Origin of the sequence: Puniceispirillum sp. (SeqCode) (genome assembly GCF_965657105.1) — a bacterium.
Classification (GTDB): Bacteria; Pseudomonadota; Alphaproteobacteria; order Puniceispirillales; family Puniceispirillaceae; genus Puniceispirillum.
Genome location: NZ_CBFHNB010000003.1, coordinates 1 through 14,099 on the forward strand (window position 1 = coordinate 1; position 14,099 = coordinate 14,099).

Consider the following 14,099-nt stretch of genomic DNA (forward strand, 5'->3'; position numbering starts at 1 on the left):
ATCCGAATGTAGAGACCATGCTGGTATTTGTAGGCCTTGGTAATCCCGGACCCGAATATGCTTTTCAGAGGCATAATGCGGGTTTCATGGCTGTTGACAGGATAGCTGACCAGCATGGTTTTTCACCCTGGAAAAAGAAACATCTGTCATTGATGTCCGAAGGTCGTATTGGCACGGAAAAGGTGATCTTGCTAAAACCCCAGAGTTTTATGAATAAATCAGGGTTGCCAGTTGCCGAATGTATAAAATTCTACAAAGTCGATCCACGTTCGGTTTTCGTGTTCCATGACGAGCTTGATTTGGGCATTAGCCGTATCAAGGTTAAAATTGGTGGTGGCCATGGCGGGCATAACGGCCTGCGCGATATTGACCAGCATCTAGGACAGGATTACTGGCGCGTGCGTATCGGCATTGGACGGCCACCCGTGCCCGCGATGGATGTGCGGAACTGGGTGCTGACCGATTTCAGCAAAGACGAACAATCAGGTTGGCTAGGGCGGATGCTGAATGCGATTGCCGATGAAGCCAAACGGCTGGTCGATGGCGATGATAGCGGCTTTATGAGCCGCGTTGCCTATCTTGCCGCGCCACCAGATAGCAAAGACAGTAAAGACAGCCAAGGCGGCACAGCTAAACCGCCCAAAAATGCCGCAAAGACGCAAACCAATGCGGGCGACTGCACAACAAAATAGAGCCTGCGGGCAACCAAGCCTGACGGTATTGCAAGGAGTGTATAATGGGTTTTAACTGCGGAATTGTCGGATTGCCAAATGTCGGTAAATCCACCCTGTTCAATGCGTTGACACAGACAGCCGCAGCCGAAGCGGCGAATTATCCTTTCTGCACAATCGAACCCAATACCGGGCGCGTTTCAGTGCCCGATACAAGGCTGGATGAACTGGCGGAACTGGCCAAATCAGCAACAATCATCCCGACACAACTTGAATTTGTCGATATTGCCGGGCTTGTCCGCGGCGCGTCTAAAGGCGAAGGGCTGGGCAATAAATTTCTGGGCACAATCCGCGAAGTTGATGCTATCGCCCATGTTTTGCGCTGTTTTGAAGATACCGAAATCACGCATGTCGATGGTGATGTTGACCCGGTGCGTGATGCCACAACAGTCGAAACCGAATTGATGCTAGCCGATCTAGATTCGCTGGAAAAGCGCATGGCCGCATTGGTCAAAAAATCACGTGGCGGTGATAATGATGCCAAAGCCGATCTAACCTTGATGGAAAAACTATTCGCGCATCTGTCCGATGGCAAGCCTGCGCGCAGCACTGACGGATTGACCGACGCCGAAACTCTGCGTCTGCCCTATCTGCAATTACTCACATCAAAGCCCGTGCTTTATGTCTGTAACGTCGCCGAGGGCGATGCCGCCACCGGCAATGACTATACCAAGCTGGTCGCCGAGAAAGCCGCCAGCGAAGGCGCAGCTCATGTGGTTGTATCAGCCGCCATCGAGTCCGAAATTGCACAGCTTGACGATGACGATAAGGCTGAATTCCTGTCTGAGCTTGGGCTGTCCGAAACTGGCCTGTCGCGTTTGATTCGCGCGGGATACGGACTGCTTGACCTGCTCACCTTCTTTACCGTCGGACCGAAAGAAGCCCGCGCATGGACGGTAGCGGCCGGAGCCAGCGCGCCACAAGCCGCTGGTGTCATCCATACTGATTTCCAGCGTGGCTTTATACGCGCCGAAACCATCAGCTTTGCCGATTATGTCGCCTGTCAGGGTGAAAGTGGGGCCAAGGATGCTGGTAAATTACGCGTCGAAGGATCTGATTATAAAGTCGTCGATGGTGATGTGTTCCATTTCCGCTTTAATGTCTAGGTGGCGGTCTTTATCCCAACACGCATAACATGTGATACTTTTGGTCTGTTACATATATCTTTTGCTGCATGACGGGCTGATTGCCAGTATTTTGGTGGTGAAAGCTTATGGTATGATCCTCGTCATCTATCAGCTCACACTTTCTGCGGCGATATGGGATGTACTGATATTTATTGTATCACCAGCCGTGGCGTTGTTGATTGGGTCAATATCGTCACTGATGATCACAACACATAAACCCCGCCAGACGCATCTGACGGGGTTTTGTTTTTGTGGTTATAGGATGTTTAGGTTGATTTAATGCACATCAGCCCAAACCCGACGCTTGGCCAGATAGCTCAAGATCAGGAAAATGCTGAGGAAAAATACCGCCGCAACACCTATGCGCTTGCGAATTTCCATTTTCGGTTCTGCCGCCCACATAAGGAACTGTGTCACATCTGCTGCTGCCGCCTGAACCGACGCATCAGCGCCATCGGCAAATTCAACATCATCACCATAAAGCGGCTGTGGCATAGCAATCAGATTACCCGAATAAGCCGCGTTATAATACATGCCTTCAGGCATTTCGACGCTCGCCGGGGCTTCCTTATAGCCAAGCAGGAGGCTGTACAGATAATCAGGCCCATGCGCGCGTGCCTTGGCAATCAGCGACAGATCAACCGGCATGGCGCCGTTATTGTTGGCGCGAGCCTCGTTATCATTGCGATAGGGACCTGGCATCCGGTCAGCTGGGCGTGCCGGACGCATGAACATCTCACCTTCATCATCGGGGCCATCCTGAACTTCATATTCAGCCGCAATTGCCTTGATCTCGGCTTCGTTATAACCAAGATCAGCTAGATTACGAAAGGCAATCAGATCCATCGAATGACAGCCAGCGCAGACTTCACGATAAACCTGAAATCCACGTTGCATGGATGCTTTGTCAAATGTGCCAAAAGGCCCTGAGAAGCTCCATTCACGGATTTGCAATTCGGTTGTATCGCCACCAGCCGCAACAGCCATATTGGACACACCTAAGGTCGCTGACAAAGCTATTATTGCAGTCATTAGTGCCTTTATCATGATCTAGGCTCCCTTCGCGGCCGCCAGCACTGGCTCAGAAATTGACTTGGGTAAAGGCTTGGTCGTTTCAAACACCCCAAGCAATGGCAGGATGACAAGGAAATGTAAGAAGTACCATGCGGTCGCCAAACGTGACAGGATCACATAGATGCCCTCGGCAGGCTTTGCGCCAAGATAACCAAGCAAAACCGCATCAACAATCAACAACCAGAAGAAAATGCGGAAGACCGGACGGAAGCGCGCCGAACGCACTGGCGAACGATCCAGCCATGGCAAGACAAACAGCACCGCAATCGCACCAAACATCATCAACACGCCGCCAAGTTTGTCAGGCACCGCCCGCAAGATCGCGTAGAACGGCAGGAAATACCATTCAGGCACAATATGCGCAGGTGTCTGCATCGGGTTGGCAGGAATGTAATTGTCCGGATGTCCCATCGCATTGGGGAAGAAGAAAACCGCAACCGCCAACAGCAACAAGAACATCGCAATGCCTACGACATCCTTAATTGTATAATAAGGATGAAATGAAACTGTATCCTGCGGACCTTTAGCATTAATGCCAATTGGGTTGTTAGAGCCAAAACGGTGCAAGGCCACAATATGCAACACCACTACGCCTGCAATAACAAACGGCAACAAATAATGTAGTGAGAAAAAGCGGTTTAACGTTGAATTATCAACAGAAAACCCACCCCAGAGCCATGTTACAATACTCTCACCAACAAACGGAATAGCCGAGAATAGGTTGGTAATAACAGTCGCGCCCCAGAAGCTCATCTGACCCCATGGCAAAACATAACCCATGAAAGCAGTTGCCATCATAAGTAAAAAAATTATCACACCTAATATCCACAAAAGCTCGCGTGGTGCTTTATACGAACCATAATAAAGCCCCCGCATAATATGAAGATAAACAACTATGAAAAAGAAGCTAGCCGTATTCATATGGATATAGCGGATCATCCAACCGTGGTTAACATCACGCATGATGCGCTCAACAGAGTCAAAAGCATAATCGATGTGAGGCGTATAGTTCATGGATAAAACAATGCCCGTAGCGATCATTATCGTTAATGACAAACCGGCAAGGCTTCCAAAGTTCCACATGTAACTTAGGTTTTTGGGAGTTGGGTAGTCGTGTGCTGTATGATCGAGCATTGAGAAAACAGGTAAACGATGGTCAATCCATCGCACAACCGGATTTGAAAATTTATCAGCAGACATTGCTATTATACCTCCAGAAGACTTAATAGATTAACCGATGCGGATGACCGAGTCGGATAGAAATGTGTAAGGCGGCACTTCAAGATTGGTCGGTGCCGGCCCCTTGCGGATACGCCCAGATGTATCATAGTGCGATCCATGGCATGGACAGAACCAGCCATCATAATCACCACGTACTTCACCTGTTTTCTGACCAAGCGGCACACAACCAAGATGCGTACAAACACCAACGACAACAAGTAACTCAGGCCGCTGAACACGCGCATCATCCAACTGCGGGTCGCGGAGGTCATCTCCATTTGCGGTTTCAGCACGGGCAATTTCATCAGCCGTACGGTGCCTTACAAAAACTGGCTTGCCACGCCATTTGACGGTGATCGACTGACCTTCGGCAATTTTCGATATATCGACTTCGGTATTGGCAAGCGCCAATGTATCAGCCGCCGGGTTCATCTGATCAATCAGCGGCCAGGTAACCGCGGCGGCACCAACCGCGCCCATCGCATAGGTCGCCACTACAATGAAATCGCGACGTTCCGGATCTTGCAGATCCTTGGTATCTGGTGTCGATTTTGTCATTCTATCCTCTACAACTGTTAACCCCTTTCAGGGCCCCGCCTTTTAGCAGCAGTCCAGGGCGCTAAATACACCCAAATCTTGCCGTGTTTTACACGGTAACGCGTTAGTTTCATACCCTCTTTTTGTCTGCTTTCAAACAAAAACAGCATATATGTTTATGGTGATAGATATCACCTTATGGCCACCGCACTTCTGGTGGCATACTCATCAAAATTGCCTCTATATTTCCACCGGTTTTCAAGCCAAAAAGCGTGCCACGATCATAGAGCAGATTAAACTCTACATATCGCCCACGCCGAACCAACTGTTCGTGCCGCTCGGCATCGCTCCAAGGCTGTTTCATGCTCGCTTCTACAATGGCGCTGTAACCATCCTTGAAGGCAACGCCAACATCACGGGTAAAGGCAAAGTCAGCATCCCAATTACCACTATCCAGATTATCATAAAAAATACCACCCGCGCCGCGGGGTTCATCACGATGCGGCAAATAGAAATAGTCATCGCACCATTTTTTGTATTTGGGGTAATAATCCGGATCATGTGCATCACAGGCAGATTGCATCGCCGCATGAAATTTTGCCGTGTTATTCTCGTCTGGTAATAAGGGCGTCAGATCACCACCGCCACCAAACCAGCTTTTTCTGGTCACAATAAATCTGGTGTTCATATGCGCCGCTGGCACATGCGGATTACGCATATGCGCAACCAGCGAAATGCCTGATGCCCAGAAATCACCGGTGGTTTCAGCGCCGGGTATTTTGTCACGAAATTCATCTGAAAAAACACCATGAACTGTCGAAATATTCACCCCGACTTTTTCAAAGACACGACCGTGCATGATGCTCATCACGCCACCGCCACCGCCTTCGCGATTCCACGTTTTACGGACAAAACGGCCAGCTTGCAGATCAGGTGCACCTGTATATTGATCCTCGATGCTTTCAAAACACGCGCAGATCTGGTCACGCAAAGACGCAAACCAAGCAGATGCTGCCTGTTTTTTGTCATCCAGACTTATGTTTGTCTGCGCGTTCATATGCTCTTAAGACCCTTAAATCGCTAATTCGGTATCATCGCCAGCAAGTCAGGCTTGGCAAGTGTAAAACCTGATGCAACCCATTGCTTTTGAATCATGAGTAGAATGTCACCACAGATAGGCCCATTGTCAACGCCATGCGACAATAAGTCTGCCCCTGTAACCGGACATTCAGGTGCTATCCAGTTTTGCAATTCATCCCAGCGGGTGCTTGAAAATTGCGCCTGCGACCGACGTGTTTTGACAGCATAGATAGCCGCTGAGTCATCGCCTAAAAACCAGGCCGCCTGTTGCCATTTATCACCTGCCAGATTCGGCAAATTGGAATCAATATCCCGATCCATTGCCTGTAAGCGGCGCGCTTCGATTTTGCTCAAGCGGAGGCGCTTGGCCAAAGATACCGCCGTACCGGGTGGCATGATGCTGGCCAGACCAATCAACCAGTCACCCCGGTCAACCGCGCCATCAGGGGCAAGGCACCCAACATTGAAATCTGTATTGCATGCGGCTGTGGCAAGCCCTGTATCCTGCATCAGGCTGCAAGCTGTTGCAGCCCCATCAGCAACAAGAATAAATTCCATCTCAGTGCGCACGCGCTCACCCGATAAATGCTGTGCCAGCGACGCATTTCGCCGAAATGTCGCAAGCGCATCAGCATCAATCTGCCCGCGGCCAAAGCGATGCAAAAACCGGCAATATCGCAACATGCGCAACGCATCTTCCTGCACCCGCTGGTCTGCATCACCAACAAAGCGGAGAATGCCAGCTTGCAGGTCATCTTGGCCGTTCAGCGGGTCAAAGATTTTGCCTGCCGCATCCATATAAATGGCATTGATGGTAAAATCCCGCCGGCGCGCATCTTCTAGCCAATCAGGACTATGTGCTACCTTGGCATGGCGCCCATCAGTTTCGATATCAAGTCGTGTATGCGTGATCTCGATTTTAGTCTTGTCCTGCACCACGGTAACCGTGCCATGTGACAAGCCTGTATGGATCACGCGCAGACCTGCCTGTTCAAGAGCATCAGCAAAACGTTCAATCGGCAAGTTCACGGCCATATCAATATCGCCAACTTCCATACCCGCAAGCCAGTCGCGCACGGCACCACCAACAATCCGTGCCTCTGCACCAGCCCTATCGGCCACGTCAAAAATACGAAGCACAAGAGGTTGGTTGGCATATGGCGGCAATGACTGCCGGGCTTTGATCGTATCTGCTGGTGCCAGGCATGGTTGCCGCAAAGCTAGTTGCCCCAGAGATGCCAGCCTAATTAGCATTATCTTCAAAGCCGCCTGAACTGATAACGCCATCCTTTATAACAGCGGGGCTGTAACTTGTGCCTGGCGCCCCCGCCCCACCTTCAAGAGCGATAACACCGATCAAAAACACGATCAGACCCGTGAGGCCACCCACGATATAGGCGGTCGAGATTTTGATGTCACTGGGATCAAGGCCAGCTTTTAATGCCCGACGTCGTTGCCATGCTTTTACCAGACTCATCACAATGATGGCCGCGCCCAACGCAGATAGAATAATCAGATATCGCCGCATTAACCTGCTCCTGTTTGACTTAATGTCTGCAATCTGTCGGACAGCTCAACAATGATGGCTGCCGAGAGTCCCCAAATATAATGGGCTGGATGATCAATAACCCAGGTATGACGCATAACGCCATCACGCTCGTGCGTTTCACGTCTGTAATTCTGACGATCAAGCATGTGATCAAGTGGTAACAGCAAAATATCGTCAACCTCAGCCGGATCAGGTGCAAGCTTTACCACAGCTCCTTCGTCCGCTGTAATCATACCTACAATTGGCGCGACGATAAAGCCCGCAGGGCTGCGCAACACCGAAAGCGAACCAAGTATGGTCACGTGATCAGGCTGTAACGCCACCTCTTCATGCGCTTCTCGCAAAGCGGCATCAACCGGCGTGGCATCATATGTTTCAATCTTGCCGCCGGGAAAACTGATCTGGCCAGCATGGGTGGCCAAATGCGGCGCCCGCCGCGTCATCAGAATATGCAAACTATGTTGATGCTTGATTAAGCCGACCAGCACCGCCGCCGGCCTGTCGGTTGCCATCGCCGATACAAACATATCCTTTATATTGCCATTCATATGGTGCGGTGGAGTCAGCACCGATGCAATTTTTGCCGCATCACCAAGCATGTTCAATCCATAAGCGGGAAAAAACATCCCGCGCTCCATACACCCAAACGCCCATTTTCATCTGGTTCAGCAAGAGCCGCCAATTCGTAAAAAACAGGCCGGCTCAATTTAGCATCCAACTGATCTCTGATTCTGACATAGGGCCGATCCTCATGGTCGTCGCCTGTTTGCATACGCAGCGCATGGTCACGATCAATCAACACCGTATCGCCGATATTCGTTGTAAGGCGAAGTTCACGATCAATACCCTCGCCTGTTATTGTAAGTGCTACCCCTATAAAGGGCGCGTCTTCAACGGTTATTTGCCCGCATTCTGCCGGTGTCACTAACCAGAATGTGCCATCATCACGCCGCTGCAATACCGACGCAAACAGCCTTACCAAAGCCGGACGGCCAATAAGACCTCCCTCATGAAACCATGCGCCATCGGACGCGATATGCATATCGAACTGCTGCGGCGTCAACCGGTTGATATTTTCAAGCGATTTATTGATTTTTTCACTGTCAGGCGCGTTTTTAGACATGAGTCATAATATCAGGGTTTCACCATCAAAAAATTTATTTTACGTCGCTAACCTTTTGTAAATCTTTTTCTGCGACACTACAGCATAGAAAATAGGCAATTATGGCTTTGTATCTGTTTTTATTTAATTTTTTTATTTTTGCATGTGCGCTTTACAAACACGCACATACTAAATGGAACGAAATAAAACCATAACGCAACTAAGCAACGTGAAACAAAAACAAAACACGTTTAAAATTTGGGAACAAGCATAAGCTAATGATGCTGTTGAAATCATGCGAAAAGTAATGCGTTCAGAAATACTGATAAATAAAAAGGGTATTGTTCAGTCATCAGAAAGTGACGCAACGCCAGAAGGGGGTGTATGTGTGACCCGCACGAATCAGGAATTTTCAATTTTCTTTGACGATAAGCCGGAAGTACCCGCGTTGATGAGCCTGATACGCACCTTAAGATCAGCATCTGGCTTGATGAATCTGTCAGGTGCCAACGTCAATAAAAGCAACCAGACGCCACAAGATGTCTTTATCACGATCGCACAAATGGCAATCAAAGCGCTGGAAGCAGAACCCGACATAAATTTTAAAAGTCATCTGGAACTTTTCTCGTATGCCAATTTAGACAAATATGATCTGCCAGAGGCATTAATGCCGCTGGCGCGTCTCAATCTACTTGGCAAGGACGTGCCGTCAGCATTGATGCAGGTGGTCAATGCCAATATCGAAAATCTTGTGTCCGTCGGACAAACCATGTCGATGCGATTATGTTTTCTATCGACTCCCCCTCAATTTTCATGGCCAGACGCCACCATCGAAAAGGGAGATGCACTTGATGAATGTCTTCCTAAAGATTCAGAATATTGGCTCAGCATCCTCTATGAAACTGCCTTTGCTCTGAAATTACCGCTTTATCACCATGGCCACATAACAATGCCCGACACACAAACTGGAACCACCCCCGGAAATACCCAGTATCCTTTTCATCGTCTTATCTATCCCCTCGCCCCCGCATCAGATCGCCCACATAATTATCGCGTATTAAGCGTTGCTTGTATCACCGACCCCGAACATCAACCCATAATCTAGCCTTACGGCAAAATCTGACGAAAAAAGCGTTTACGTATTAAAAACAACGCATTTTTCATATAGCCTTTAACGGATTAATAACCTTTTTGCGATATGTTAGAGGATAGATAAGGGGAATCGCCGCCATATCTTGGACTTTAACTCGCTAGGAGGAAAATTCATGGCTCGCTTACCTGACTTAGAAACCGAACAATCTAAGGCAACTATAATTTTGCGCGCTATGGGTAATTCTAAGCGTTTGCGCATTCTCAATGAACTTGCCGACGGACAGGAAAAATCGGTTTCCGAGCTTGAGGAAATTATCGCCACGCTCAGCCAGTCGGCTTTATCACAACATTTAGGGCGGTTGCGACGAGCAAATATTGTGCGTACCCGCCGTGCATCGCAAACCATCTATTATTCGATTGAGGATGGTGATGTATTACGCATTCTACGTTTGCTGACACATATTTATATAGACGACCCCGCGATGAAAAAAACCCGACATTAATGGGTTTACATTTCTAGATTTACATGAGTAGATCTGCACGAACAGATTTAACGTATGGTATCAGTTTCAGACGCTATGACCCCATGAATGGGGCTATTTCTGATGGCCCTTTACATTTGTAAAAATGACCAACGCGCCAAAAAGTATATAATTTGAGTTGAATAGCGTTATTATTTGTGCAAAACGAGGGCGCAAGTGATGCGCTAATTTTGCAAGCACGGCACTTTAGAACCCTCTTATTTGATCTGGCGTTATATATAAATGTATATTTATCTTCCTATTGCAGAAATTTCGATGCATATCGGGATCATCATCGGCCTTGGTGGTGGGGTTGGTTTTCTATCGGGGCTTTTTGGTGTTGGTGGTGGCTTTCTAATGACACCGCTTTTGATTTTCTTTGGCGTGCCGCCTGTTGTGGCCGTGGCCACCGAAGCCAACCAGATTGTTGCCTCGTCAGTTTCCGGCGTGCTGGCACATATGCGCCGTAGCAACGTCGACTTTAAGATGGGGACAATTCTGCTGGTTGGCGGTGTGATTGGCTCAACGCTTGGCGTGTTCCTGTTTGCCTTCCTGCGTGAGCTTGGCCAGATTGATTTGGTTATCAAACTGTCCTACGTGGTTCTGCTTGGCATCGTGGGCAGCCTTATGCTTGTCGAAAGTGTGCGCGCCATATTGCGCACCCGCCAGCCAGGCGCGGCGCGTGGTAAATTGCATCAGCATAACTGGTTGCATGGTCTGCCCTTCAAAATGCGATTTCGGCGCTCAAAACTCTATATTTCAGCCTTGCTTCCTCTTGGCATAGGGGCTTTCGTTGGTGTACTGGCCGCCATTATGGGTGTTGGCGGCGGCTTTATAATGGTGCCTGCGATGATCTATATTTTGGGTATGCCAACAGCTGTTGTGGTTGGCACCTCGCTGTTTCAGATTATATTTGTGACTGCCAATGTGACGATTTTGCAGTCTGTCCAGACGCAAACTGTTGATTTTGTTCTGGCAGGCCTGTTGCTATTCGGCGCTGTAATAGGTGCGCAGTTCGGCACCCGCGCTGGCGCAAAATTACGCGGCGAACAATTACGCGGCCTGCTCGCATTGATGGTGATTGCTGTCTGTGTAAAGCTGGGCTTTGATCTGGCCGTTCAACCCGCCAGCCTGTATTCGGTGGAGTTGCTGAAATGATCAGACTATATCCGCACAATCATAAGATCCCTAGCCAGATGACGTTCATGCTATGGCTGTTCACAATTCTGTCGGTTAGTTTTGGCACGATCTCAGCCCACGCCAATAATGGTAAGCTTGTCGCCGATTTATCCGAAAATACGGTTTCGATCGAAAGCGATTTTCATGGCACAGAGTTATTACTATTCGGTGCCGTTGACGGCATGCAAGACGATGATATCATCATCGTTGTGCGCGGTCCTGATGCGCGCATAGCCCAGCGCCGCAAAAGCAAAGTCGCTGGCATCTGGATCAATGTTGAAACCAATATCTGGACCAAGACGCCAAGCTTTTATCAGATTTTGGCAACGCGCGACCTTGCCGTGATTGCCGATGAAGCCACTTTGCAAGATCTTGGTGTTGGGCCCACCAATCTGGCCTTGCAAATCACCCCCGAAAAAGACCCGCAGGAGACTGGCCTAGCGATACCAACAGTCAATGACATGATTGGTGAACTTGTTGCAAATATGCGTGCGCTTGGACTATGGGGTGCCAAAACAGATACTATTGCCCTTAAAGAAGGGGCTTTGTTCCGAAGCGTGATTGACCTGCCGTCGAATGTGTATTCCGGCCTCTATGAGGTGCGGATCATACATTTGCGAGATGGCGTGCCGTTAAGCGAGGACACGACAAGTATCGCTATAAGCAAAGGTGGACTCAGCGCCACGATTTATAAAATGGCGCATGAATTTTCATTCTTTTATGGATTATTTGCCGTTATCTTTGCGGTTGCTTCGGGCTGGCTGGCCGCAGCTGCGTTCCGGAAAAAATAACCGGAAAAATAGCCAGAAAAACAAAACATCTATATGAGTGATTCCATAACGGAACTGTTCAACAACCACTGGTCAAATTCTACAACTGCATGTAATCTTGCGGTTAATATTGAGGTGGCTTTTGAAATTATGAAGCTGTCAGTTTTTTGGAGGTAACCTTGGCTAAAACAAAAAAGAAGCAGGATCCTGTTTTTCTTGTTGTCGTTGATGATAGCGAGGAAATGCATCAGGCATTACAATTTGCCTGTGGCCGTGCCGAAGCCGTCGGGGGCAAGGTTGCCTTGCTTTATTGCATCGCACCATCTGAGTTCGAATATTTTGCTGGTGTTGGCGAATTGATGCGTGCCGAAGCCCGCGAAGCGGCTGAAGAAAAAATGTCAATACATGCCGAATATGTTCAAAAGCTTATTAACAATACGCCGATATTATATGTTCGTGAAGGTGATATTCGTGACGAATTACTGAGCCTTATCAGTGAGGAACCCGATATCAGCTTGCTTGTGCTCGGCGCCGACACAAACTCGGAAACAGCTGGCCCGCTTATTTCATTTATGGTGACACGCGGTGCTTCAAGTTGTCGCGTACCGATTACGGTTGTACCTGGTAACTTGACTGACGAACAGATTGACGCCCTTTTCTAGGCTCGCTAACAAGGATTATCTTATGCGCACTTTTTTTATATCCCTAGTTGGAATTGGATTTTTATTGATGAGTACTCAAAATGACGCCGTAGCAGGCGAAACAATGCTTCTTGAAACAAGCCAGGGGCAAGTTGAAATCACCATGCTCCCTGACGTGGCCCCTAATCATGTTGCTCGTATCACCGAATTGGTGAATGAAGGATTTTATGATGGCATTATCTTTCACCGTGTGATTCCCGGCTTTATGGCACAAACGGGTGACCCAACTGGTACCGGCATGGGTGGCTCTGGTAAAAATCTTGATGCTGAATTCACCGATTATCAGTATCGCGAAGGTACAGTCGGTATGGCGCGTGCGATGAACCCAAACAGTGCTGATAGCCAGTTTTTCATTTGTTTTGATGGATGCGGTCATTTGACCGGACAATATACAGTCTGGGGCCAAGTCGAGCGCGGCATGGATATTGTCAAAAAACTAGCCGTTGGCGAACCACCTGCTATAGCTGACAAGATTGTTTCGGCACGGATGATGGATTAGACCACAGGTCTTAGCGTACGGGGTCGGGTTGCAAAATAAACAGCTATGCCGACCCATATCAACCCGAAAGTAACGGCATCGGCCATGGTGAAGAGCGCATCATATATAAAGATGCCAACCATGAGCTGGGTCGTGGGATTGAAATAGAATAGCAAACTTGACATGGACATTGTCAGAGCGCGGTTGCCCGCATGAAAAAACAATAGCGGTAGAATTGTAAATAAACCCGCCAGCACAGCCAATGATATATTCATTGCCCCACCGCCAAAAAAGATTGGGAGACCTTGATCGGTAAGCCACCACAGATAGGCAACCCCGATGGGCATTAGCAACACGGATTCAACAAACAAGGCTTTGACCGGATCCATGCCTAATTTCTTGTGCGTCACGGCATATAAACCGAAGGTTACGGCCAGAACCAGCGCTATGACTGGAGGCTCGCCAGCAAATAAGCTTTTTGCCGCTACACCACAGGCCACCAGCGCGATCGCCAACCAGCCCATCCGGTCAAGACGTTCCCCCAATATCAGAACGCCAAGCAATAGTGCGACAAGCGGATAAATAAAATAGCCAAGCGCCGCCTGGACAATCTGCCCACTTTGCACAGAATAGATGAAAATAGTCCAATTTATCCCAACCAAAACCGTCGTTGCTGCCAAGCCTAATTGAAGCTTGCGCTGGCGAAGCATAGTTATGACTTGGCCAAAGCCACCCAAGAACGGCATCAGTGCCGCCAGAAGAACCGCTGACCAGATTGCACGATGCGCAACTATTTCATAAGGTGTGATGGCATTCACGCTGTTGATATAAATCGGCAGAACACCCCATAAAAACCCTGCGACGAGGGCGAATATGATACCGCGCGTTTGCAGATTATGGAATTGAGACACTGTTGCGGGCTTGGCACCACGCGCAT

Annotated in this window: 17 protein-coding genes; 8 read left to right on the forward strand and 9 right to left on the reverse strand. The window is 48.8% G+C overall.

Features of this window, described 5'->3' with window-relative positions; all coding sequences use genetic code 11:
• Both pth and ychF read left to right on the forward strand, forming a co-directional pair.
• A partial coding sequence (gene pth / locus ACTF7Q_RS00790; RefSeq protein WP_438995949.1) for an aminoacyl-tRNA hydrolase occupies positions 1-692 on the forward strand: 692 nt, incomplete at its 5' end.
• Between the two features lie 44 nt (positions 693-736).
• Positions 737-1,837, forward strand: coding sequence for a redox-regulated ATPase YchF (gene ychF / locus ACTF7Q_RS00795; protein WP_438995950.1), 1,101 nt, complete (start codon positions 737-739; stop codon positions 1,835-1,837).
• Between the two features lie 297 nt (positions 1,838-2,134).
• On the opposite strand, the gene ACTF7Q_RS00800 is transcribed toward ychF, so the two are convergent.
• The 8 genes from ACTF7Q_RS00800 to ACTF7Q_RS00835 all read right to left on the reverse strand — a co-directional run bounded on the left by ACTF7Q_RS00800 (position 2,135) and on the right by ACTF7Q_RS00835 (position 8,442).
• Positions 2,135-2,890, reverse strand: coding sequence for a cytochrome c1 (locus ACTF7Q_RS00800; protein ID WP_438995951.1), 756 nt, complete (start codon positions 2,888-2,890; stop codon positions 2,135-2,137).
• Between the two features lie 18 nt (positions 2,891-2,908).
• Complete coding sequence (locus ACTF7Q_RS00805) at positions 2,909-4,132, reverse strand: cytochrome b (RefSeq protein WP_438995952.1); 1,224 nt, start codon at positions 4,130-4,132, stop codon at positions 2,909-2,911.
• 30 nt (positions 4,133-4,162) lie between these two features.
• Entirely contained in the window at positions 4,163-4,711 is a 549-nt protein-coding gene (gene petA, locus ACTF7Q_RS00810) for a ubiquinol-cytochrome c reductase iron-sulfur subunit (RefSeq protein ID WP_438995953.1), read from the reverse strand.
• 175 nt (positions 4,712-4,886) lie between these two features.
• Positions 4,887-5,747, reverse strand: coding sequence for an oxygen-dependent coproporphyrinogen oxidase (gene hemF / locus ACTF7Q_RS00815; RefSeq protein WP_438995954.1), 861 nt, complete (start codon positions 5,745-5,747; stop codon positions 4,887-4,889).
• Between the two features lie 23 nt (positions 5,748-5,770).
• Positions 5,771-7,024 carry a CCA tRNA nucleotidyltransferase gene (locus tag ACTF7Q_RS00820; protein ID WP_438995955.1) on the reverse strand — a complete coding sequence of 418 codons (1,254 nt, stop codon included), beginning with the start codon at positions 7,022-7,024 and terminating at the stop codon, positions 5,771-5,773.
• Positions 7,014-7,298 (reverse strand): hypothetical protein, encoded by a 285-nt coding sequence (locus tag ACTF7Q_RS00825; protein WP_438995956.1) that lies wholly within the window; start codon positions 7,296-7,298, stop codon positions 7,014-7,016. The genes ACTF7Q_RS00820 and ACTF7Q_RS00825 overlap by 11 nt, the downstream gene beginning before the upstream one ends.
• Complete coding sequence (locus tag ACTF7Q_RS00830) at positions 7,298-7,945, reverse strand: CoA pyrophosphatase (RefSeq protein ID WP_438995957.1); 648 nt, start codon at positions 7,943-7,945, stop codon at positions 7,298-7,300. The genes ACTF7Q_RS00825 and ACTF7Q_RS00830 overlap by 1 nt, the downstream gene beginning before the upstream one ends.
• Entirely contained in the window at positions 7,921-8,442 is a 522-nt protein-coding gene (locus ACTF7Q_RS00835; protein WP_438995958.1) for a DUF1285 domain-containing protein, read from the reverse strand. The genes ACTF7Q_RS00830 and ACTF7Q_RS00835 overlap by 25 nt, the downstream gene beginning before the upstream one ends.
• A 286-nt stretch (positions 8,443-8,728) precedes the next feature.
• Here ACTF7Q_RS00835 and ACTF7Q_RS00840 point away from each other — a divergent pair, with 286 nt between their 5' ends.
• The 6 genes from ACTF7Q_RS00840 to ACTF7Q_RS00865 all read left to right on the forward strand — a co-directional run bounded on the left by ACTF7Q_RS00840 (position 8,729) and on the right by ACTF7Q_RS00865 (position 13,183).
• On the forward strand, positions 8,729-9,526 hold the full coding sequence (locus ACTF7Q_RS00840) for a hypothetical protein (RefSeq protein ID WP_438995959.1): 798 nt from the start codon (positions 8,729-8,731) through the stop codon (positions 9,524-9,526).
• Between the two features lie 160 nt (positions 9,527-9,686).
• On the forward strand, positions 9,687-10,016 hold the full coding sequence (locus tag ACTF7Q_RS00845; protein ID WP_438995960.1) for an ArsR/SmtB family transcription factor: 330 nt from the start codon (positions 9,687-9,689) through the stop codon (positions 10,014-10,016).
• A gap of 261 nt (positions 10,017-10,277) precedes the next feature.
• The gene (locus tag ACTF7Q_RS00850) at positions 10,278-11,192 is read left to right on the forward strand and encodes a sulfite exporter TauE/SafE family protein (protein WP_438995961.1); all 915 of its coding nucleotides are present in this window, start codon (positions 10,278-10,280) and stop codon (positions 11,190-11,192) included.
• Positions 11,189-12,004 (forward strand): TIGR02186 family protein, encoded by an 816-nt coding sequence (locus tag ACTF7Q_RS00855; RefSeq protein WP_438995962.1) that lies wholly within the window; start codon positions 11,189-11,191, stop codon positions 12,002-12,004. The genes ACTF7Q_RS00850 and ACTF7Q_RS00855 overlap by 4 nt, the downstream gene beginning before the upstream one ends.
• Before the next feature lie 158 nt (positions 12,005-12,162).
• On the forward strand, positions 12,163-12,645 hold the full coding sequence (locus tag ACTF7Q_RS00860; RefSeq protein WP_438995963.1) for a universal stress protein: 483 nt from the start codon (positions 12,163-12,165) through the stop codon (positions 12,643-12,645).
• Positions 12,646-12,712: 67 nt separating this feature from the next.
• Positions 12,713-13,183 carry a peptidylprolyl isomerase gene (locus ACTF7Q_RS00865; RefSeq protein ID WP_438995964.1) on the forward strand — a complete coding sequence of 157 codons (471 nt, stop codon included), beginning with the start codon at positions 12,713-12,715 and terminating at the stop codon, positions 13,181-13,183.
• Here the strand turns inward: ACTF7Q_RS00865 and rarD are convergent.
• A partial coding sequence (rarD, locus tag ACTF7Q_RS00870; protein ID WP_438995965.1) for an EamA family transporter RarD occupies positions 13,180-14,099 on the reverse strand: 920 nt, incomplete at its 5' end. The genes ACTF7Q_RS00865 and rarD overlap by 4 nt on opposite strands.